Origin of the sequence: Campylobacter concisus (genome assembly GCF_003048675.2) — a bacterium.
Taxonomy (GTDB): Bacteria; Campylobacterota; Campylobacteria; order Campylobacterales; family Campylobacteraceae; genus Campylobacter_A; species Campylobacter_A concisus_F.
In genome coordinates, this window is sequence record NZ_CP060707.1 from 279,503 (window position 1) to 301,741 (window position 22,239).

Consider the following 22,239-nt stretch of genomic DNA (forward strand, 5'->3'; position numbering starts at 1 on the left):
CCTTTTTAAAAAACCAAAAACGTTACAAATTTCTACAAATAAGTGATAATAAATATCATAACTAAGAATAATTTTAGCTAAACTTTTTTATAATCGTTATCAGAAAACGAATAAATTTTAGGAGCTTGTTATGTCAGTTTTAGTTATCGGAGCAGATGAGATCACGCCTATTAAGGCTGTTTTGCATGATTTGGGAGCTGAAAAGATAGAGCACTGGGACGCTAGAAATGAAAACCGCGTAAATCGCAAGCCGATCCCACAAGATACTGAGTGCGTGGTGATGCTAACTAGCTTTTTAAATCACAACACGATGAAGACCATTAAAACTCAAGCAAAAAAGAGAAATATCCCTATCGTTTGTGCAAAAAGAAGCGTTAGTTGCGTATTTTGCGAGTATTGTAAGGTCTTTGGCCTAGATAAGGAATTTGGATGCAAAGAATAATCGATGAAGTTCGGGTTTTTATCAGATATTGGCGAAATAACTCCAAGTATTTTTGCAAAGCTTGACAAGTTTTCGCGTGCAAAAATTTTCATCGCACTTTATAATGTTGGCGTAGAAAGCGAGCTAAAGATCCCGCTTTCTTACGCTAAATTTCTAAATTTCAAAGATATTTTTGAGGCTAGGATAAATTTCTTGCTGCGTGAGAAATTTTTAAATTTCAAACCAGTTGATAGCTTTTGCATGCCTTCAAACATCATCATAAATGCTTATTTGAAAAATGACTTTAAAGCGTTGAAATTTGTAGCAAAAGAGCCAAAAATGGCAGCTGCAAAGATGATAAAGATGCTTTATAAAAGCGGGAAATTTGAGTTTTTCATTGACGCAGCGCAGATGTTTTGCCAGTTTGTTTATGATAAAATACGCCTCCGCCATCAGGACAAAGAGGTCGTGCTAAATGGCGGCGTCATCTCAGTCAAAAAAGATGGCAAAAATTTACTCAGCGTCATGCCAAGCTTTAAAAGGGTGAGCTTTGATGATATGAGAAATTTAAACGAGGACATCGATGCAGCCGTTTGCGCGCTTGGTAGTGAGTGCGAGATGGTTTATATCGTCTGCCCTAGAAATGAGGAATTTAGGCGGCACGTTGAGGTTAGACACTGCTTTGCAAGAGGGTGCATAAAGCTCGTGCCTTATACGATTATTAGTAAAATTTTTTAAAAAGGATAAAAATGATAGGTATAGTTTATGGAAGTAGCATGGGAAATACCGAAGATGCAGCAAAGCTTATAAGCGAGGGTTTGGGGCTTGAAAACGAGCTTTTAAACGTCTCTGACGTGGATGCAGCGAAGCTAAATGGCTTTGATAAGCTCATTCTTGGCACATCGACCTGGGGCAGTGGCGACCTGCAAGACGACTGGGACGCATTTGACTTTAAAGCGTTAAATTTAAGTGGCAAAACGGTCGCTGTTTTTGGCATGGGCGATAGCGAGAGCTACTCAGATGAGTACTGTAACGGCATGGCAAAGCTTTACGATGAGGTCGTAAAAGCAGGCGCAAAGATAGTGGGCGAGGTTAGCACTGATGGATATACATTTGATGGCTCTGATGCCGTAAGAGGCGGTAAATTTGTAGGTCTAGCGCTTGATGCTGATAACCAAAGTGACAAGACAGAGGGTAGAATTTCAGCTTGGATCGAGCAGATAAAACCATATTTTGCGTAATAAATTTAGCTAGATCTTCTAGCTAAATTTATATATCCATAGCCGAGATAAAGCTTTTTATCCTCTCATTTTGGCTATTAAAAAACTCATCTACTAAGCCATCAAACGCGATCACGCCTTTATCTAAAAACAAAATTCTATCAGCTATCTTTCTAGCAAAATTCATATTATGAGTGACGATGATCATAGACTTTTTCTCTTTTGCAAGAGATAAGATGACCTTTAAAACTTCAGCCTCAAGCTCTGGATCTAGCGCACTTGTAGGCTCGTCAAGCAGTAAAAAGTATGGATTTACAGCTAGTGCTCTAGCGATGGCTACACGCTGTGCTTGTCCGCCTGAGAGCCTGTTTGGATAGGTATCTTCTTTGTGGCTAAGCCCTACTTTGGCTAAAAGCTCTTTTGCCTCTTTTATCGCCTCGTTTTTATCCTTTTTTTGAACGTAGATCGGAGCTTCGGTGACATTTTGAAGCGCTGTTAGGTGCGGGAAGAGGTTGAAGCTTTGAAAGACCATGCCTGTTTTTTTGCGAATTTCTAAAAGCTCTTTTGAGCTAAGCTTCTCTTTAAAATTTACACTCCTACCATCTACCTCTAAAGTGCCACTTTGTGGGATCTCAAGTAAATTTATGCATCTAAGAAGCGTTGATTTGCCACAACCAGATGAGCCAACTATCACGGTTGTTTGCCCCTCTTTAAAGCTTGTATTTATGTTATCTAGCACCAAATGATCGCCGTAAGATTTGCTTATATTTTTAAAATTTATAGCCATTAGACATACCTTGAGACAGCTTTTTCAAGCCTTGATTGAAGATAGGTTAAAAGTGTGCAAACCACTAGATAGATGAGTGCTGCTAGGATGTAGAGGATGAGTGGCTCAAAGGTTCTTGCTGCGATCCTTTGAGCGACCATAAACATATCTACCATCGTTATAGAAGCTGCTAGTGAAGTGTCTTTAACAAGGCCTATAAATGTGTTTGAAAGCGGAGGGAGTGAGATCCTCACTGCTTGAGGTGCAATGATACGCTTTAAAATTTGATAGTGCGTCATGCCAAGCGATGTGGCCGCCTCCCACTGACCTTTTGGCACAGAAAGTATGGCAGCCCTTACAGACTCAGACGCATAAGCGCCCACGTTTAGGCTAAATGCGATAGTAGCAGCACTCCAAGTATCAAGCGTGACACCGATGCTAGGAAGCCCGTAAAATACGATGAAAAGCTGCACAAGAAGCGGTGTGCCGCGAAATATCCAAACGTAGGTGGCAAATATAAATTTTAAAATTTTTATATTTGAAAGCCTCGCTACTGCTGTGATAATTGCGATGACAAGCCCTAACGAAAACGAGAGCAAAGTAAGTGGGATCGTCACTTTTAAAAGTGCGATGATCATCGGTAGCGTCGAGCTTGAAACAAGCTCGATCACTCTATCTAAATTTTCCATTTTTGCCTTGTTGGTTTATAAATTTATTTTGAGACGTCTTTGCCAAAGTAGCTTTTTGAGATGGCTTCTAGTTTGCCCTCTTTTGCAAGCTCAGTTAAAGCATTTGAAATTTGCTCTGCAAGCTCGGCGTTATCTTTCTTAACAGCTGCTGCTGTGTAGTCTTTCTCGTCAAGTGAGGCAGCTATCTTTACAGGTGCATTTGGACGCTCTTTTATGAAGTCGTAAAATACGATGTTATCTCTTACAACAGCATCTACACGCCTTGATATAAGAAGCTCCATACTTTTAGCAAAACTGTCTGTTACGACGTGCTCAGCACCGTATTTTACGGCTACTTTCGCCCAGTTGCTAGTTGCTGAGTCGGCATCTTTTTTGCCTTTTAGATCAGCAAAACTTTTAATGTCGTTATTGTCTTTTCTAGTGATGATAGCGCCAAATGTCACAGTATAAGGCACTGAAAAAGCATACTTTTTCTTTCTCTCATCAGTTATGCTTACTTGATTAAACACAACGTCTGCTTTGCCTGCGTCAAATGCTGCTAGCATCGCGTCCCATGGAGCTGTTAGAAACTCAATTTTTAAATTTAACTTTTGCGCCACAGCTCTTGCGATATCTACGTCGTATCCTATTAGCTCATTTTTGTCATTATAAAATGTAAAAGGCGCGTAAGTGCCTTCTGTTGCTACTGTTAGCACGCCATCTTTTATAGTTTTTGCTTGTAAATTTAAAGCCATTGCAAGCACTACTACTACTTTTAATAAATTTGTAAATTTCACTTTGATCCTTTATTTTGAAATATCTTTTCCAAAATATTTCATCGAAATTTCGCTTATCTTGCCTTCGGCTTTTAGCTCATCAAGCGCTTTGTTTATCGCTTCTAGTAGCTCGGTGTTGCCTTTTTTAAGAAGTGCAGCTGTTGGCATCGGCTCATTGCTAGTGTATGCGATCTTGAGCGGTGCATTTGGACGCTGCTTGATGTAGTCAAAAAATGTGACATTGTCATTTATCGTATCGTCAGCTCTTTTTGAGATGATAAGCTCCACGCCTTTGCTAAAGCCATCAGCCACGATCACTGTTGCACCGTTTTTCTCAGCTATCGCTGCCCAGTTACTAGTTGCAGAGTGCACGCTTCTTTTGCCTTTTAGATCAGCAAAACTTTTGATGTCGTTATTGTCTTTATGCACGACTATTACTGGATATGGCATGGTGTAAGGCACGCTCATATCATACTTTTTCTTTCTATCTTCGTTTATGCTAACTTGATTAAACACCACGTCCGCTTTGCCAGCGTCAAATGCCGCAAGCATCGCATCCCATGGGGCTGTTAGAAACTCGATCTTTAAATTTAGCTTCTTTGCAACAGCTTTTGCGATATCTACGTCATATCCTACTAGCTCGCCCTTTTCGTTATAAAATGAGTAAGGTGAGTAAGTGCCTTCAGTTGCAACTATAAGCTCGCCTTTTTTGATAGTTGAAGCATTTAAATTTAAAGCTAAAAAAGCACCTGCGATAAAGCCAAAAATGGGCTTAAAATTCATTGATTCTCCTTATTTAGAAATGTCTTTGCCGAAGTATTTAAGCGAAATTTCGCTTAAAACTCCTTCTTTGCTAAGCTCATTTAGGGCATTATTTATCTTATTTAGTAGCTCTTTGTTACCTTTTTTAACAATCGCAGCCGTATACATAGGCTCATCACCAGCTTCGATGATCTTTATAGGGGCATTTGGATGTTGTTTGATGTAGTCATAAAACATCACCGCATCATCTATCGTATCATCTGCTCTTTTTGTGATGATCAAATTTATCTGATCGCTCAAACTATCGGCCACAACTAGCTTGGCGCCATACTTTTCAACGGTTGGTATCCACATGCTATTTACTGAATGCACACTTTTTTTGCCTTTTAGATCAGCAAAACTTTTGATGTCGTTATTATCTTTATGCACGACGATGGCTGAGTAAGAGACCATATATGGCACGCTGTAGTCATACTTTTTCTTTCGCTCGTCGGTTATACTTACTTGGTTAAACACCACGTCCGCCTTGCCAGCGTCAAATGCCGCAAGCATCGCATCCCATGAAGCTTCGATAAATTTTGGCTTTACGCCTAGTTTTTTAGCCACGGCTCTTGCTATCTCTACATCATAGCCCATTAGCTCATCTTTTTCATTGTGAAATGAAAATGGCGAATAAACGCCTTCTGTTGCTATCCTTATGACGCCATCTTTTTTGATCTGCTCGTAAGAATTTGCCAAGGCAGAATTTAAAGAGAGCAAACAGCCAACTACGCAGAGCGCACCAAATTTAAAAGCACTAGAAAATTTCATACAAAACTCCTTATAGAAAAATAAAATCAATAACGGAATTTGCAAAAAAAGATAAATTTAAGATTTATGCAAATGTCAGTCGCAACTGCGACCTAGGTAATATTTTGGTGCTATTTTATCACAAAAATAAAATGGCGGCGGCTCACTCCGCTAAAAGTGAGACCGCTAGAGCTTTAACGCCCTTAAAATCAACCTTGCCGCTTGCAAGCGTTGGGATATCATCAACGATAAATATATAGCTTGGTATCATTATAGGAGCTAAGCTACTCTCTTTTAAAATTTGCTCGATATTTTCAGGCTCTGTGCCGCTTTTTACCAAAAGTGCGATCGCTTCGCCCTTTTTGCTATCTGGCACGTTTGCGCTACTAAATACAACATCGCCTCCAAGCACCTTTGCAAGCTCTTCTTCGACGCTTCCAAGGCTTATCATCTCGCCGCCTATCTTGGCAAATCTTGAGTATCTATCGACGATAAACACAAAGCCGTTTTCATCGATGTGGCCTTTATCGCCAGTTTTATAGTATCTTACGCCATCAATGTGCGTGATGACCTCGCTTGTTTTAGCTTCGTCGTTTAGGTAGCCCTTCATCATCTGCGATCCGCCGATGACGATGAGCCCGTCTGTGCCAGTTTCTAGCTCTTCAAGCGTCTCTGGATCGATTATCTTGATGATAGTGCCAGGCAGAGGCATGCCAACGCTGCCAGGTCTATTAAATGTAAGCTCTTTTAGGCTCTCTTTTTCTAGGATATTTGGCATATTTACAGCAGCTACTGGCGCAGTTTCGGTCGCGCCATATCCTTCATAAATTTCTATGCCAAATTTGAGCCTAAACTCGTCTTTTATCTCAGGTTTTAGCTTTTCAGCCCCAGCTACGACCATTCTGGCACTTTGAAACATCAGCGGATGAAGCTTTTTGTTTCTAGTGTAGAGCCTAAAGAACGTTGAGGTGCCAAAGATGATGCTAGCGCTGTGTCTTGCAGCCATTTTGCCGATAGTCGCTCCGTCTGTTGGGTCAGGTACGCTTACCATTTTTATGCCCTCGCAAAGCGGCATGAGCGTGGTGACTGTTAGTCCAAATGAGTGAAAAACAGGGAGTGAGTTTAAGATCACGTCATCTTTTTTGAAATTTAGAAGTTCGCTTATTTGCTTAATGTTTGCAAGTAAATTTTTATGGCTTAGCTCGATGCCTTTTGGCTCGCCCTCGCTGCCGCTACTAAATAAAATTGTAGCCGTGTCTTCTAAGCTTACACGCTTAAAATAGCAAAGCTTAATAAGCCAAACTGGAGCAAAAAACGCGGTTAAAAGCGCAAGAAATTTCTCTTTTTTTGAGACGCTAGCTGAGAGATCTTCTGCAAATTTAGCCTTGCCGCTCATCGCATCTTTTAGATCAAAGCCCTTAAGTACGAGCTTTTCAAGAAATTTGCTAGAGGTGATCACTGTGTTTATATTTGCCTTTTTTAGGGCGTGATTTAGCGAGGTAACATTAAGCGTGTAGTTTAAATTTACGCTCACTTTGCCCATGGCAAGAAGTGCCATATTTACGATGGCTGCGATGCTTGAGCTAGGTAGCAAGATGCCTATATTTTTCTCATCTTTTAGCTCGCGTTTGAAAATTTTGATAAAGACTAAAACGGCTGTTATAAATTTCAAGTTGCTTAAATTTAGCCCAGTGCTGTCGCTCACGCACTCTTTAAATTTATCCTCTTTTGCGTTGTTTAGCCACTCGCTCGTTAGTGGTTTTTGTCTTGAGATAAAGCTCTCCCACGATGAAAAGCTAAGCTCAAGCACCTTTTGCTTCATCTTTGCAGCGTTTATAAATGTAGTTATTGGCTTGCCAAAGGCGACGATGATGTCGCGTCTGCCGTTTTTAGAAGTGAGGTCTTTGTAAAATTTACTAGCTCTTGAAAAGCTCGAACCCCAAAGGCCACGAAGGTAAAATGGCACGATACAAATTTCTTCTAGATCTCTGATGATAAGCTCAAAGCCCTTTTGAAACTCGTTTATCTGGCCGTTGTAGCTGATGTGGCCCTCTGGGAAAAGTGCGACCACTTCGCCATTTTTTAGGCACTCTCTAACTAGCTCGATCGACTCTTTGCTAGCCCCTGCGCCTATTGGGATCACTTTAAAAAATTTAAAAATTTGCTTTAGATACCATTTGTTATAGATCGTTCTATACATGACAAATCTTATGCCCCTTGGGCTTGCAGCTTGAAGCACGAGCCAGTCGATCCAGCTGATGTGATTGCCAAGAAGTAGCGCGCCGCCACTTTGCGGTAAATTTTGAAGTCCTTCAACGAAAAAGCGGTACTTTGTCTTTAAAAATGGTAACAAAAGCAGCCTTGTAAAAAGGTGTGGAAGCTGCAAAATGGCGTAAAAACTGCCGAGCAAGCAAACAAGCGCTGTAAAGACAAAGAGCCCAGTGGTTGAAATTTCAAAATATACTAAGCCTATGCCAATGGCTAAAAATAGTAGCATCGAGACGTTTTGCAAGAAGTTGTTTGCCGCCATTATCTTGCCGGTGCTCTTTTGCGGGGCAAAGTACTGGATCATCGCATTTAGCGGCACTATAAATATGCCTCCAAAAAAGCCAAATGCAAATGAGCTAAGGCTTACTACGCCGATGCTTGAGCCAAATGCGAAAAATAAAAGCGAGAAAAATATACCAATAGCGCCCATCGGCACTATGCCAAGCTCGATGTGAAGCTTTGACATAGAGCCAGCCACGTATGAGCCAAATGCGATGCCTATGGCGCTTACTGCGAGGATCGCTTGCACTGCTAGTGAGCTGTCGTCATTAAAAACTGCCTTGTAGTGAGCTGGGAAGGCTGCGATGATGATCTGAGAAATTCCCCAAAATATGCTAAGACCAGCGATGCTTAGCCAGATATTTTTATCTGATCTTACCTCTTTTAAATTTTCTCTTAAGTAGCTAAGGCTGATGTATCTTTTAAGCTCAAATTCTCCGCTTTGTTCGTTCGTTTCGCTGATATAAGGTAGCTTGTAGGCAAAAAATGCTTCAAGTGCGCTAAATACAACCAAAAAGATGCCGATAGGATAGACGCTTTTTAAAATTTCTTCTGAGTTTTCGCCTTGGATGTATAAATTTTCAAATATAAATGAAAACAAAAATGAGCTAGCGAGTATCGCTACGATGGTAAGCGCTTGGATGACGCCGTTTGCTGTGCCAAGTCGCTCAGTGCCGACAAGTGCTTTGATGATGCCATATTTTGCTGGAGAGTAGATCGCACTTTGAGCAGCTAAAATGAGTGTGAGCGCAAATGCCACGCCAAAGGCACCCAAAAGGTAGCTAATAAGCACCGCAACGCTGATAACAACGCCAAAGACGGCGCAAATTCTAATAACCTTTGTCTTTGCAAATTTGTCATTTATAAAGCTTGAAGGTGAAAATAAAAATATAAATGGAAGCAAGATCATCGCATTTATAACGGCTGTTAGGATAAAAAGCGTGTCGCCTGAGTAGGTCTTTAAAAGGACGTTTTGGATGGTTATTTTGTGCGCTAGATCGACACTTGCGTTTAAAAATGCGATCGCAAGGTAGGGCAAAAAGCCAGTGACTTTTAGTAAATTCCTCATGAATAAAGCCTTTTTGGATTTAAAATTTTGTAAATCTAACAGCAAAATATTTAAAATATCATTAATAAAAAACTCTAGCCATAAATTTTGTGGTGAAATTTCTTTGAAAAAATTTAAATTTTATATGCTTTTTGATAAAATCCACCTATCAAAAATAAGGAAAAATTTATCATGGACTATGAAATCATCGTCGTTGGCGGCGGACATGCTGGCATTGAGGCAAGTCTTGCGGCTGCTAGAATGGGCAAACAAACTTTACTGATCACGATCTTAGCCGAGCAAATAGGCGCTGCAAGCTGTAACCCAGCCATCGGAGGCCTTGCAAAAGGGCATCTTGTAAAAGAGATCGACGCGCTTGGTGGTCAAATGGGGCTTACAACTGATGCAGTTGGTATCCAGTTTCGCGTGCTAAATGAGAGCAAAGGCCCAGCAGTACGTGGTAGCCGCGCTCAAATCGATATGGATAGATACCGCGTTTATATGAGGAATTTGCTTTTAAACACTCCAAATTTAGAAATTTCTCAAGAGATCGCTACTGAAATTTTAAGCGAAAATGGCGAGATAACAGGCGTTAAAACTCACCTAAATAACATCTATAACGCAAAAAAAGTGATAATTACCACTGGCACATTTTTAAACGGACTAATCCACGTTGGATTTAACAAACTTGAAGCCGGCCGTGTGGGCGAGCTAAGCGCAAAGGATCTAAGCAGCAGCCTAAGGGAGCTTGGGTTAAATTTAGGCAGGCTAAAGACTGGAACATGCCCAAGGATCGATGCAAAAACGATAAATTTTGAAATTTTAGAGAAGCAAGATGGCGATGCAAAGCCAGTTGCGTTTAGCTTTAGAACTAAAAATTTCTCTCCAACGCAGCTGCCATGCTACATCGCCTATACAAACGAAACCACCCATGAGATAATCCGCTCAAATTTTGACAAAGCGCCGCTTTTTACAGGCCAGATCGAGGGCATCGGACCAAGATATTGCCCTAGTATCGAGGATAAGATAAACCGCTTTGGCGACCGCGACAGACATCACCTTTTCATCGAGCCTCAGACCCTTGAAGCGACAGAGTACTACATAAACGGCTTTTCAACGAGCCTGCCTTATGAGGTGCAAGTGCAGATGCTTCGCTCTGTAAAGGGCTTTGAAAACGCCAAAATCGTAAGGCATGGATATGCTATCGAGTACGACTACGTCGAGCCAACACAGCTAAAACATAGCTTAGAGACCAAAAAAGTAAAAGGGCTATACTTGGCTGGGCAGATAAACGGCACGACAGGATATGAGGAGGCCGGCGCTCAGGGGCTAATGGCTGGTATAAATGCAGCGCTTTCGCTAGATAACAAAGAGCCGCTTATCTTGCGCCGTGATGAGGCGTATATCGGCGTTTTGATAGATGACCTTGTGACAAAAGGGACAAAAGAGCCATATAGGATGTTTACGAGTAGGGCGGAGTATCGCTTGCTTTTGCGTGAGGAAAATGCCATTTTAAGGCTTGGCGGATATGGTCATGAGCTTGGGCTGCTTGATGATGAGACTTTTAGCGAGATAGAAAATATAAGAAGAAATTTAAAAGAGGGGCTGGAGTTTTTAAATGATACTCAGATCACGCCAAATAAGGCAAATTTAGAGCTTTTGGCAAGTCTTGATGAAGAGCCGATCAGCCAAAACGTGAGCCTTCAAAAGATCGTAGCTAGAAAGAGCTTTACGGCCGAGAAACTAAGAAAGCTTGATGAGAGATTTGTAAATTTAGACGATGCGAGCATGGACCAAATTTTAACCGAGTGCAAGTATCAGCACTACATCAGCGAGCAAAAAAATCAGATCGAAAAAATGAAAGATATGATGGATGTGAAAATCCCTGAAAATTTCGACTTTAGAAGCATAAGTGGTCTTAGCAACGAGGTGGTCGAAAAGCTTGAGAAATTTGCCCCTCCAACGCTCTTTGCGGCGAGCGAAATTTCAGGTATCACGCCAGCAGCGATCGATATCTTACATATATACATAAAAAATGAGCGAGAAAAAAAGGCTTAAATTTAAGCCTTTTATGATTTTTTTAAGTTTAACTAGCGTTTAAAAATTTTAAAAACAAAGTTGCTCATTTTTTTAATAGTTGCTATTTATAATTTTTTTAAGTTTAATAAATTTTTATTATTAAAATTTTTCTATTTTACGAGTGCCAAAATAGAAAAATTTTTATCTTAACGTTTGGGCATTAGGTCAATCTCTCTCTTTATAAGAAGCTCTAAGTCGCGATATACAGGCGTTTTTTTAGATAAATTTATTTCAAATTTTAGTGTAAAAAGCTTAAATTCACTTTTTATTTTTTTACAAACTATATTGTGAGATTATAGTTTTTTTAATTTTTGGGAGTATAATCATTTAAAATTTTTATTTATAGAAAGGAAATTAATGTCAGTAAAGCAAGAAAGACGAAGCTTTATCGGCCTTGCGTTTGGTGCTGTGGCAGCTGTGGGTGGCGCTATGTCACTAGTTGCCATGAAAAAGACCTGGGATCCGCTCCCTAGCGTAAAAGCTGCTGGTTTTACAACTGTCGATCTAAGCCCGATCAAAGATGGCGAGATGAGACAGGTTGAGTGGCGTAAAAAGCCTATTTTTATCCTCAAAAAAAGTCCAGATATGGCTAAAAACGACAAGAGAGATGTTGTCGTTGGAGATGCGAGATATGTAGTTCTTATCGGACTTTGCACACACCTAGGATGTATCCCTGAGTACAAGTCTAGCAAGCAAATTTTTGTCTGTGCCTGTCATGGCGGCGAATTTAACGTCGATGGCATGCAGACATACGGACCTCCACCAAGACCGCTTGATATCCCACCATTTAAGATAGATGGAACCAAGCTAGTTCTAGGCGAAACAAGCCCAGAATATGAAAAATTAGTAGCTAAAGCTTAGGAGGTTAGCGATGTCTTTATCTCATAAATCAACTGGCGTTATTGACTGGCTTGACCAACGCCTAGCTTTTACAAAGCTTATGAAGGTTCTAGTTAGCGAATACTGGATCCCAAAAAATATAAATTTCCTTTGGGCGATGGGCGTTATCCTAACGACGCTTTTCTTGCTTTTGATCATCACTGGCTATTTGCTTATGATGTATTACAAGCCAGATGTAAATTTGGCCTTTGATAGCGTAAATTACACTATTATGCAAGAGGTCGAGTATGGCTGGCTTTGGCGTCATATCCACGCAGTTTCAGCTTCTACGATATTTCTTATCATGTATATCCACTTGCTTACTGGACTTTACTACGGCTCATATAAAAGAGGTAGAGAGGTCATTTGGGTAAGTGGTATGGTGCTATTTATCTGCTTTTCAGCAGAGGCATTTAGCGGCTATATGCTCCCATGGGGTCAGATGAGCTACTGGGCGGCTACTGTTATCACTCAGCTTTTTGGTGGTGTGCCAGTTATCGGTGATGCTTTGGTTGAGTGGATTAGAGGAGACTACGCAGTTGGTGACTCAACACTTACAAGATTTTTCATGCTTCATGTCTGCTTGCTACCACTTGTAACTATCGTTGTTTTGGTTATCCACTTCTACTCACTAAGAGTTCCTCACGTAAATAACCTAACAAGCGAAGATATCGACTTTGACGTAGAGGCGCAAGAGTACTTGCATGGTGACAGAGCAAAAGCTAAAGTTATACCATTTTGGCCAGGATTTTTGGCAAAAGACTTTATGTATGTATCATTTTTCATGATCTTTGTCATATATCTTGTTTGCTATCACTTCAACTTTGCGATGGATCCTATCAACTTTGAGCCAGCAAATCCGCTAAAAACTCCACCACACATCTACCCAGAGTGGTACTTCTTGTGGCAATATGAAATTTTACGTGGCTTCTTCTTTGATATAGCAGGAATTTCAGCTTATAACATCGGTCTTATCGCGTTTGCCTTTGCTGGCGTGGCATTTATGCTTATACCGCTCTTTGATAGAAGCGGCCTTGTAGCACCAGCTCACAAAAGACCACTATTTTTCGTATGGTTTTGGGTACTAGTTGCAGATCTTATCGTTTTATCTATATATGGCAAGCTTCCAACAGGCGGTATCAACGACTGGATAGGATTTTATGCGTCACTGCTATTTTTAGTGCTATTTATAATCGCACTTCCAGTTATCACAATACTTGAAAGAAAAAGGGGCTAATCATGAAAGAGCTTAAAATTTTTGCCATCGTTGTTATCCTTTCAGGTATTTTATACTGGGGTATCGAGCCTTACGCTCACACAAAGCTTCATCCACATACCGCAAATGCTGAGTACAACTTCTCAAAAGAAGATACTGACTACGCTAAACACTTTTTAGAGCAAAAAAAAGAGGCGCTTGAGGCTGCAAAAGCTAGTGGCAACAAAGCTAGCATCGATGCAGCTACAAAAGATGTTGAGACGGCACAAAAAATTCTTGATGACTATACAGCTTTTTGGGCTGATATAAATTCAATCGACCTTGCAAAGGGTGATGCTGCAAAAGGCGCTGAGACATTTGGGGCAGCTGGATGTACAGGATGCCACGGCATCGAAGCAGCTGGCATGCCAGCTAGTATGGACGCTGAGACAGCTAGCCAAAGCTTTGGCGTAGTGCCACCAGATCTTAGCACAGCTGGTAAAATTTATGACGAGAGATTTTTAGCTGCACTTATCAAAAATCCAACTATGGCTGTAAAACTATCTCATAAATTTAACGACGAGCATCCTTATCCGATGACTGCATTTATGGGTGCTGGCGGCGATATAAACGCTGAGGTTGCTGACATAGTTGCTTACCTTAAAAAGGTATCAGCTGACGCAGATGCAAAGAGTAAGATCACTGAAGAAAAGGTCTTTGCTGACGCATGTCAAAGATGCCACGATATGAAGTATGATAAAAAATATACTCTTGGTAACAAAGTAAGCCTTGCAGCTTATATGGGCTCAAACCCACCTGATCTATCTATGATGATCCGCTCAAAAGGTGCAGACTACTTGCATAAATTTATAAACGATACTCAAAAGATGCTTCCAGGCACTGCGATGCCTAGAGTTGGCTTAAACAAAGCCGCTGAAGACGACATAGTATCTTACATCCAAAAAGTAGGCGACAGTAAAAAAGCTGAGCGCGAGAGCACAGGCGTTTACGTGATGATCTACTTCTTTATATTAGGAATTTTCGCTTGGCTTTGGAAACGCAAAGTTTGGAGCGAACTCCACTAAAATTTAAGAGCCTTTTTTGGCTCTTAAATTCTCTCTAGCAAATTTACATATATAAATAGGTATTCTTTATAATTATTTTTTAAAAATTTAATCAAACTATTTTTGCAAATTTTAAAATTTGCTTGACACCTATCTAATTTAACAAAGCAATTCTGCAAATTTTAAAATCTTACTCACTCGCCTTAGCAGACTACTAAATTTAGGTTACACTACGTTTAGCACTAAATTTAGAGCCGTGATATGCTCGCTTATAAATTTTTAAAATTTGCCTGTTTTTCGTAAATTCAAGGCGATCATACTTAAATTTTAAACCTACCAAAGCTATAATACGCCCCAAAAAAAGGATCAAAAATGAAAACGATTATGCTTTGTGCGATATGCTCCGTCACGCAGGGAAACTGCGCTGAGGACTGCGCTTATTGCACGCAAAGTGCCAAAGCTGGCGCTGATATCACGAAATTTAAAGAAAAAAGCGTGCAGCAGGTGGTGGACAAAGCCAAAATGGCTTATAAAAATCACGCTCTTGGCTTTTGCTTAGTCACAAGTGGCGCTAGGCTAAATGATAAAAAGACCGACTATATCGCATCTTTAGCAAGAGCTGTGCATAAAGAAGTGCCAAATTTGATGCTCATCGCATGTAACGGCATGGCGACTTACGAGCAGCTTTGTGAGCTTAAAAATGCTGGCGTTTTTAGCTACAACCACAACCTAGAAACAAGTCGCGAATATTTCCCAAAAATCTGCACAACGCACTCTTGGGACGAGAGATATCAGACAAATTTAGACGCAAAAAGGGCTGGGCTCATGCTTTGCACTGGCGGCATTTACGGCGTTGGCGAGAGCGAGGCCGACAGGGTGAGCTTTAGAGCTAGCCTAAAAGAGCTTGAGCCATTTTCGTCGCCTATAAATTTTTTCATAAAAAGTGATGCACTAAGGCTCGATCAGCCACCTCTTAGCGCGGATGAAGCCCTAAAAATCGTGCGCGAGACCAAAAGCGCACTGCCAGAAACTAGGGTCATGATAGCTGGTGGCAGGGAGAAGATTTTGGGCGAGAGGCAGTACGAGATCTTTGAAAATGGCGCAGACGCGATCGTGATAGGCGACTACCTCACCGCAAAGGGCGAGAAGGCAAGCAAGGACATCGAGGAGCTTACAAAGCGCGGCTTTGGCTTTGCAAGCATCTGCCACTAATGCTTGTAAATTTACTTTTTGCAGGGCTTGGAGGCTTTATCGGAGCTGGATGCAGGTTTTTAGCTGGCGAGCTACTAAAATTTAGTCACTTCCCGATAACCACGCTTGGTGTAAATGTGCTTGGCAGCTTCATTATCGGCGTTTTATTTTGTCTAAATTTAAGCCAAAGCGTGAGGGTTTTCTTGGTCGTTGGCATACTTGGCGGCTTTACCACATTTTCAAGCTTTAGCCTTGATAGCGTTAAATTTTTACTAGAAGGCGAACTCGTAAAAGGCTTTTTAAATATATTTTTAAACCTTAGCCTTTGCTTGATCGCAAGCTATCTTGGCATTTTGCTTGGCAAAAATTTATGAATTTAAGTAAAACTGTTTGCAAAATTAAAATTCACTAGAGTTTATAACCGCATGCGGCACGATAGTGCAATTGCATACCCCTTGAACGTGCGAGGGGATTGTGGGATATAAAGGGAGATAAGGGGACGGCTTCGTAATTCAAGTCCCCTTGTTTCCCTTTTGGATAAAAGAAATTTACAAATTTAATCAAGCAATCTTTGCAAATTTTAAAACTTTCATTCACTCGCAAGAATTGACTACTGATTTTAGGTCTCGCAAAGCTTGCCACTAAAATCAGAGCCGAAATTACTCGTTCATGAAATTTTAAAATTTGCTGGAATTTTGCGCATTAATGGCGTTATACGTGCAGTTTGTAAGAAAAGATGTGCTTGACAAAATACGGCAAATACGAGGATATTAATAACTAGCAAGCGAGTAAATTTACATTTTTTGGCAAATTTACTCATCAAAAAGCACTAAATTTCACGCAAAAGGGCAAAATTTAGCTCGCCGTAAAGCCACACTAAACGGCTAAATTTCTTTAGCGATCTTGCTCATTTTATTTATCAGCTCTTCGCGTTCGCTTGATTTTAGGTTGCCGTATTGAAGCTTTGTCATCATCTGCATGAAGTCAAACTGCTTAAACATCTGCGCATCGCTTTTTAGCTCTTTTTCAAGCTTCTCGTAGATCTTTTCTGTCTCTTTGTTGGCTTTTTCTAAATTTTGCAAAAAGCTTCCAGCCGCACTCGAGTCAAGGTCATTTTTTGCCGCCTTGTCGATGGCATTTTTTAAATTTGATAAATTTTCAGAAATTTTCATCTGCACTTCCTTTTGGATTTTAAAATTTAGAGCAAATTTTATTCCTAAATTTCATCCCACCACTTTTTGCTAGGTGGATTTTGCGCGGTGAAAACCTCTCCGATCATCGGCGTGGCGTAGTTTAGCTCAAGTTTTGTTGCTGCCTTTTCAAAACGCTTGATCGGCTCATTCCAAGCGTGATAAGAAAGATCAAATTTGCCCCAATGCACCGGCACGCCAAGCCTTGCACCAAGATCTTTTAGCGCTTGCGCCGACTCCTCTGGCTTCATATGCACGTAGGGCCAGCCATCGCTGTAAGCGCCATTTTCTATGAAAACTAGATCAAAGCCGCCAAATTTCTCATTTATCATCTTGAAATGCTTGCCGTATCCACCATCTCCGCTAAAATAAAAGCTAAAGCCAGCCTCCTCTACCGCCCAGCCGCCCCAAAGCGTGGTGTTTCTCTTAAATGTGCGCCCACTAAAGTGCCTTGAGGGACAAAAAGTGAAGTTTAAATTTCCTATCTTTTGCTCACTAAACCAGTCAAACTCGTAAATTTTACCTTCATCTACGCCCCATTTTACGAGGTGAGCTTTGACGCCAAGTGGCACTAGAAATTTGGCTATTCTATCCTTTAGCTCAAGGATCGTTTTATAGTCAAGATGGTCGTAGTGATCGTGCGAGATAAGGGCGATGTCGATCACCTTTGGGTAGTCGCTAGCGGTGATGGCATGCTCGTAGGCAAAGGGCTTGCCGCCAACTGGCAACGGAAATGCTCGGTGCAAAACTGGGTCCGTGACGATCTTTTTGCCATCAAGCTTGCAGATAAGGCTAACGTGCCCAAGCCAGATAAACTCGCCATTTTTGAGGGCATTTGCGTTAAATTTTAAATTTGGCAAATGGCACTTTAGCAGCTTGCCCTTTGGTGGAAAGAGTGCTTGCGGGACGTAATTTAGCATAGATGCTTGCGGACTTTTCTTTACTAGATCGATCGTTGGCTCTAAATTTACAAAAACTTTGCCGTTAAAATTTGGCGATGCTTCCATGAGCTTTTGACTCTTAACATCTGGCGTGCCACCAAAAACAGGGGCAAATTTCATAAATGCAAAAACTGAAGCAATAAATAAAACTATGACTATAAAAATTTCCATCAATAACCTTTTTAAATTTAAAGGTTGGATTATATTTTAGATTTTTAAATTTCAGTTTCATTTAATTAACCCAAGCTTAATGAATTAATTTTTAAGTTTAAACTTAATTAAGATAATTTTACTCTTTTTACTAATTATCTGTTATGAAATATTAATCTTTTTTGATTAATCATACGAAAACAACGCCTTTTAATAGCATATCTTAAACTAATATAAAATAAAAATTTAATTTCAAAAATACAAAATTTGTCAGATAGCTGACGGAATTTAATCGCCAGAAGTTATAGAATTGTTTCAAAAATTTCAGGAAGGAGCGTTTGAGATGTTAAATAAAAATTTAACTATCTCTATTCATGTGATTAACAATCACTCTATTAGTGAGCAGGGCGGTCTTGCCTTGTTTTTTAGGAGGAATTTATGAAAAAACATAAATTTGTGATTGCCGATTCTAAACGCTGCATAGGATGTGCGACCTGTATGGCTGCATGTTTTAAAAGTGCTTATGAACGCGGCAAACTATCACGTGCAAGGCTAAGCGTCTTAAGAGAAGCTAGCGGTGTTATGCCGACTCAGTGCAGACAATGCGACGATGGTCCTTGCGCAAATGTATGCCCAACTGGAGCGTTGCGATTTAACGATAATTGCATCGAGCTTCACGAGGAAATTTGTATAGGTTGCAAGATGTGCACGATCGCTTGCCCTTATGGTGCGATAAGCTCAAGTGCAGAGCTTATGCCTTCAGTAAATTACGCTGTCGAGCCAAAATACTATCTTGAAGTAGAGTCACAATCAGGCGCAAAAAACATCGCAGTAAAATGTGATATGTGCTTTGGCCGTGAAAATGGTCCAGCTTGCGTTGATGTATGCCCAACAAGTGCTCTTATAATGGTAGATCCAGAAGAGGGCAAACATAAGCTTGGCAAGAGGATAGACTACGATGCAGCGAATAAATTTGCTACTAAAATTTTAAACGGACAAGGAGCATAAGATGACTACGGTTTATATGCTATTTCTTGTAAGTGCCGTCGTTAGTATCTTGCTCTACTGCGCTCCAAAAGCCGCTGTTAAAGTTGGTTTTGGACTAAGTGCTATAAGCTGCTTTTATGCGATGTGTCACTTCGTTGCAAATATGGGAGTAAGTGATAGCTTTGCTCTTATGGATGGCTTTTTGTATTCGCCAAAATTTGCACTAAATCCACTTGGAAATTTCTTCAGCTTTGTCGTTGTTTTCATCGGATTTGCAAGTAGTGTTTATGGTATGAGCTATGCAGAAGAGTACATAAAAAAAGCAAACGTTGGTGTGTTTGCATGTTTGTTTAACACATTTATCCTTTCAATGCTTCTAGTAATCAGCGCTGATAATGTATTTTGCTTTGTTGTTTTATGGGAGCTTATGACTCTTGTATCATCATTTCTTATCATCGTCAATGACGGTAAAAATACACTTAAAGCGGTTATGGTATATCTTGGTATCGCGCAAATCGGTGCATTTTGTATAACCTGTGGATTGCTTATCACAGCTTACTATGCAGGAAGCTTTGAATTTAGCGCATTTATGGGTGTTAAGATGCCATTTGGCGCTTCTGCTGCTGTATTTATACTATTCTTGGTTGGCTTTGGTAGTAAAGCTGGTATGTGGCCATTCCACGTTTGGCTTCCACAAGCTCACCCAGCAGCACCATCAAACGTTTCAGCCCTTATGTCAGGCGTTATGATTAAAGTTGCTCTATTTACACTAGTTAAATTTACACTTTATCTACCACTTAGCACATATTTTGGTCTTACAATACTCGCTCTTGGTGCAGCTAGCTCACTATTTGGTGTTTTATACGCTCTTTGCCAACACGACTTTAAGGCTTTGCTTGCTTATCACTCAGTTGAGAACATAGGCATCATCTTACTAGGTCTTGGAACAGGTATATACGGCGTTGCAGCTGGAAATTTAACACTTGCAGCAGTAGGTTTTCTAGCAGGTTGCTACCACGTAGTTAACCACGCTATATTTAAAGGTCTGCTTTTCCTTTGCGCTGGTTCAGTTATCCACGCTACTCATACACAAAATATGGACATCCTTGGTGGTCTTGCTAAAAAGATGCCATGGACAAGCCTTGGTATGTTTATAGGTATCATGGGTATCGCAGCTTTACCTCCAGTAAATGGCTTTGTTTCAGAGTGGTTTACATATCAAGGTATGCTTCAAGGTGCGATGGGAGAAGGAACATTAGTTAGATATGCATTTACACTTGGCGTCGTAGCTCTTGCGCTAACAGGCGTTTTGGTCGGTATGCACCTTAAACTTTACGCTGTTATCTTTGCAGGTACTCCAAGAGATCAAAAAATTTGGGAAAATGCTAAAGAGAGTCCGATAGGTATGGTTCTTGGTATGATCATTCTAATGATAGGCTGCGTTGGCTTTGGTCTTGGCGCAAACTACATAGTTGATTACATCATGCAAGCTGTAAATTCTATCGCTATAAGTGACTATAAAGCTAGCCTTGGTGCTATAAATGTAACTTCACCTATGGGTAGCATGATCTCAACTCCACTTATCGCTTTAGTCCTATGTGCGACTATGATTTTGCCATTTATCATCCTTGCTGTTATGAAAGCAAACAGAGATAAACCGCGCGAAACTGATCCTTGGGCTTGTGGCTTTAAATATAGCTCACGTATGCAAATGACAGGTGGTCCATTCACTGGCGACCTTAGAAAGATTATGCAATGGCTATTTAGAGCTGATAAAAAAGTAGTTACTAGAAATTATTTTGACGCGGTTGAGTATCACAACCATCCAAAAGATATTTGGTGGGGAATGTTTTATGAGCCAGTCATTAAATGGTGTGTGAAATTTGCTGATAAGCTAGGTATCGTTCAAAGTGGTTATACAAATGTATATACACTTTATATCTTGCTATATCTTTGTGTCATACTTGCTGTGAGCTACTTTTTAGTTTAGGAGACGAAAATGCAAACTATACTTTTAATGATATTTCAAGTAGTCGTTATCGTTTTGGTAGCTCCTTTGTTTGATGGTATGGCAAGAAAACTTAGAGCTAAACTTCAATCAAAACAAGGTAGCGATTTCTTTCAAACATATCGCGACATTATAAAGCTTTTTAGAAGAGGAAGAACCGTCCCTGAGTGCTCACACTGGGTATTTAGATGGGCTCCATTTTTCCTTTTTGCAACTTCAGCTGCAGTGCTAGCTGCTATACCTATCACTTATAGCAAAGACACTGTATTTGGAGCATATTCAGATATATTTGTTATCCTCTATCTTGGTGCGCTACTTAGATTTGTATTTGGTGCAGCTTCAATGGATAGCGGCAACCCATTTGCGGCAACAGGCGGCGGCAGGGAGCAAATGCTTGGTGTTTATGTTGAGCCAGTTATGATTATGTGCTTAATCGTAGTTATGCTTGCAGCTAAAACATCAAATTTAGTTGAGATCCAAGAGATGGTAAGAACTGGCGTTATCGGATATCAAATTCCAAGTTTTGCCGTTGCTTCTATCGCATTTTTGTGGTGTATGTATGTTGAGACTGGTAGAAAGCCATTTGACTTAGCTGAAGCAGAACAAGAGCTTCAAGAGGGTGTTCTTGGTGAGTATGCTGGTAGCGACCTTGGCTTAGTTCAAGCATCACTTATATTAAAACAGTTTGCTATGATAGGACTTTTCCTAAGCATATTTGAGCCATGGAATTTTAGCAATCCTTTCTTAGCTATTATCGTTTTTGTGATAAAAACTGGAGTATTTTACGTCGCAGCTGTATTTATAGACAACTTTGGACCACGCTTTAAAATGACTTCATCTTTACGCAAAAATGCTCTTGGTGCACTTGCTATTTCGTTTGTTGCACTAACACTTTATGTAGTAGGAGCGTGAGATGCAAACACTAGATATATTAGCCATTTGCATGATCGTAACTTCGCTTGCGGTTTTTGGCCTTAGAAGCTTGAAACTCTCAATCATCGCTTATGCGATAGAGACACTACTTTTAGTTAGTATATTTTTCTTGCTATCTGAGAAATTTAACGCTGAGCAGCTAAAAACTTGGGCGATCGTTGCGTTTTTTACCAAAGTTCTTTTCGTGCCAGGAATTTTGTTCTGGCTTATCAAAAAACTTGGCGTAGTTAGCGAAGATGAGCCAGTTGGTGGATTTTTTGTAAGTCCTGTTATTGCTATGGGATTTTCTCTAGCTCTTTCAATGAGTATCCACCCTATATTTTTAAAATTCTCTCTTATCAAAGAAGAGATTATGTTAATCGCTGCTGGAACAGTCTTTATGATGGGAATTTTTGGCTTTATGTTAAGAAACTCATTTATAAAACAAATTCTAGCTTACTGCTTGTTTGAAAACGGTATCCACCTAAGCCTTGCTCTAATGGCTTACAACTCACATGAGCTAGTTGAGCTTGGAATTCTAACAGATGCGATATTTGCTGTTATTATCATGAGCGTTCTAGCGATTAGATTTTATAAAGCTTATGATAGCTTAGATACTTCTAAAGCTTCAAATTTAAGGGGTTAG

At 40.2% G+C, this 22,239-nt stretch carries 21 protein-coding genes; 13 read left to right on the plus strand and 8 right to left on the minus strand.

The window, feature by feature from the left end; genetic code table 11:
- Nucleotides 1-130 precede the first annotated feature (130 nt).
- The 3 genes from CVT00_RS01455 to fldA are packed head-to-tail and all read left to right on the plus strand — an operon-like array spanning nucleotide 131 to nucleotide 1,662.
- Entirely contained in the window at nucleotides 131-442 is a 312-nt protein-coding gene (locus CVT00_RS01455) for a DUF2325 domain-containing protein (protein WP_002939277.1), read from the plus strand.
- A gap of 3 nt (nucleotides 443-445) precedes the next feature.
- Entirely contained in the window at nucleotides 446-1,159 is a 714-nt protein-coding gene (locus tag CVT00_RS01460; RefSeq protein ID WP_103558660.1) for a UDP-N-acetylmuramate--alanine ligase, read from the plus strand.
- A gap of 11 nt (nucleotides 1,160-1,170) precedes the next feature.
- Entirely contained in the window at nucleotides 1,171-1,662 is a 492-nt protein-coding gene (gene fldA / locus CVT00_RS01465; protein ID WP_103558659.1) for a flavodoxin FldA, read from the plus strand.
- A gap of 28 nt (nucleotides 1,663-1,690) precedes the next feature.
- Here fldA and CVT00_RS01470 read toward each other — a convergent pair whose 3' ends face one another.
- The 6 genes from CVT00_RS01470 to CVT00_RS01495 form a co-directional block, all read right to left on the minus strand.
- Nucleotides 1,691-2,428, minus strand: a complete 738-nt coding sequence (locus CVT00_RS01470) for an amino acid ABC transporter ATP-binding protein (protein ID WP_103558658.1) — start codon at nucleotides 2,426-2,428, stop codon at nucleotides 1,691-1,693.
- The gene (locus tag CVT00_RS01475; RefSeq protein ID WP_021089366.1) at nucleotides 2,428-3,096 is read right to left on the minus strand and encodes an amino acid ABC transporter permease; all 669 of its coding nucleotides are present in this window, start codon (nucleotides 3,094-3,096) and stop codon (nucleotides 2,428-2,430) included. Before CVT00_RS01475 ends, CVT00_RS01470 begins: the two co-directional genes overlap by 1 nt.
- 23 nt (nucleotides 3,097-3,119) lie before the next feature.
- Nucleotides 3,120-3,872, minus strand: coding sequence for an amino acid ABC transporter substrate-binding protein (locus CVT00_RS01480; protein ID WP_103558657.1), 753 nt, complete (start codon nucleotides 3,870-3,872; stop codon nucleotides 3,120-3,122).
- A 9-nt stretch (nucleotides 3,873-3,881) separates the two neighbouring features.
- Nucleotides 3,882-4,634 (minus strand): amino acid ABC transporter substrate-binding protein, encoded by a 753-nt coding sequence (locus tag CVT00_RS01485; protein ID WP_107915957.1) that lies wholly within the window; start codon nucleotides 4,632-4,634, stop codon nucleotides 3,882-3,884.
- A gap of 9 nt (nucleotides 4,635-4,643) precedes the next feature.
- The gene (locus CVT00_RS01490; protein WP_107915955.1) at nucleotides 4,644-5,423 is read right to left on the minus strand and encodes an amino acid ABC transporter substrate-binding protein; all 780 of its coding nucleotides are present in this window, start codon (nucleotides 5,421-5,423) and stop codon (nucleotides 4,644-4,646) included.
- Between the two features lie 142 nt (nucleotides 5,424-5,565).
- Nucleotides 5,566-9,018 (minus strand): acyl-[ACP]--phospholipid O-acyltransferase, encoded by a 3,453-nt coding sequence (locus CVT00_RS01495; protein ID WP_107915953.1) that lies wholly within the window; start codon nucleotides 9,016-9,018, stop codon nucleotides 5,566-5,568.
- A 171-nt stretch (nucleotides 9,019-9,189) separates the two neighbouring features.
- Between CVT00_RS01495 and mnmG the strand changes: the two genes are divergently transcribed.
- The 6 genes from mnmG (at nucleotide 9,190) to crcB (ending at nucleotide 15,779) form a co-directional block, all read left to right on the plus strand.
- A complete protein-coding gene (gene mnmG / locus CVT00_RS01500) occupies nucleotides 9,190-11,055 on the plus strand; it encodes a tRNA uridine-5-carboxymethylaminomethyl(34) synthesis enzyme MnmG (RefSeq protein WP_196376879.1) in 1,866 nt (621 codons plus the stop codon).
- A 378-nt stretch (nucleotides 11,056-11,433) separates the two neighbouring features.
- Entirely contained in the window at nucleotides 11,434-11,937 is a 504-nt protein-coding gene (petA, locus tag CVT00_RS01505; protein WP_103558653.1) for a ubiquinol-cytochrome c reductase iron-sulfur subunit, read from the plus strand.
- A 10-nt stretch (nucleotides 11,938-11,947) separates the two neighbouring features.
- Nucleotides 11,948-13,192, plus strand: coding sequence for a cytochrome b (locus tag CVT00_RS01510; RefSeq protein ID WP_103558652.1), 1,245 nt, complete (start codon nucleotides 11,948-11,950; stop codon nucleotides 13,190-13,192).
- 2 nt (nucleotides 13,193-13,194) lie between these two features.
- Nucleotides 13,195-14,235 carry a c-type cytochrome gene (locus CVT00_RS01515; protein ID WP_103558651.1) on the plus strand — a complete coding sequence of 347 codons (1,041 nt, stop codon included), beginning with the start codon at nucleotides 13,195-13,197 and terminating at the stop codon, nucleotides 14,233-14,235.
- A 351-nt stretch (nucleotides 14,236-14,586) separates the two neighbouring features.
- Entirely contained in the window at nucleotides 14,587-15,426 is an 840-nt protein-coding gene (locus CVT00_RS01520) for a biotin synthase (RefSeq protein ID WP_103558650.1), read from the plus strand.
- Complete coding sequence (gene crcB / locus CVT00_RS01525) at nucleotides 15,426-15,779, plus strand: fluoride efflux transporter CrcB (RefSeq protein WP_103558649.1); 354 nt, start codon at nucleotides 15,426-15,428, stop codon at nucleotides 15,777-15,779. Before CVT00_RS01520 ends, crcB begins: the two co-directional genes overlap by 1 nt.
- 510 nt (nucleotides 15,780-16,289) lie before the next feature.
- Here crcB and CVT00_RS01530 read toward each other — a convergent pair.
- Nucleotides 16,290-16,577: a hypothetical protein gene (locus tag CVT00_RS01530; RefSeq protein ID WP_103558648.1), complete on the minus strand. Its 288-nt coding sequence runs from the start codon at nucleotides 16,575-16,577 to the stop codon at nucleotides 16,290-16,292.
- A gap of 44 nt (nucleotides 16,578-16,621) precedes the next feature.
- Nucleotides 16,622-17,707, minus strand: coding sequence for an MBL fold metallo-hydrolase (locus CVT00_RS01535; protein ID WP_103558647.1), 1,086 nt, complete (start codon nucleotides 17,705-17,707; stop codon nucleotides 16,622-16,624).
- Between the two features lie 417 nt (nucleotides 17,708-18,124).
- On the opposite strand from CVT00_RS01535, the gene CVT00_RS01540 reads away from it, so the two are divergent.
- The 4 genes from CVT00_RS01540 to hyfE are packed head-to-tail and all read left to right on the plus strand — an operon-like array spanning nucleotide 18,125 to nucleotide 22,239.
- Nucleotides 18,125-18,694, plus strand: coding sequence for a 4Fe-4S dicluster domain-containing protein (locus CVT00_RS01540; RefSeq protein ID WP_009294859.1), 570 nt, complete (start codon nucleotides 18,125-18,127; stop codon nucleotides 18,692-18,694).
- Nucleotide 18,695: 1 nt separating this feature from the next.
- A complete protein-coding gene (locus tag CVT00_RS01545) occupies nucleotides 18,696-20,663 on the plus strand; it encodes a proton-conducting transporter membrane subunit (RefSeq protein ID WP_012001180.1) in 1,968 nt (655 codons plus the stop codon).
- Nucleotides 20,664-20,672: 9 nt separating this feature from the next.
- Nucleotides 20,673-21,593 (plus strand): respiratory chain complex I subunit 1 family protein, encoded by a 921-nt coding sequence (locus tag CVT00_RS01550; protein ID WP_002939300.1) that lies wholly within the window; start codon nucleotides 20,673-20,675, stop codon nucleotides 21,591-21,593.
- A gap of 1 nt (nucleotide 21,594) precedes the next feature.
- Nucleotides 21,595-22,239, plus strand: a complete 645-nt coding sequence (hyfE, locus tag CVT00_RS01555; protein ID WP_012001181.1) for a hydrogenase 4 membrane subunit — start codon at nucleotides 21,595-21,597, stop codon at nucleotides 22,237-22,239.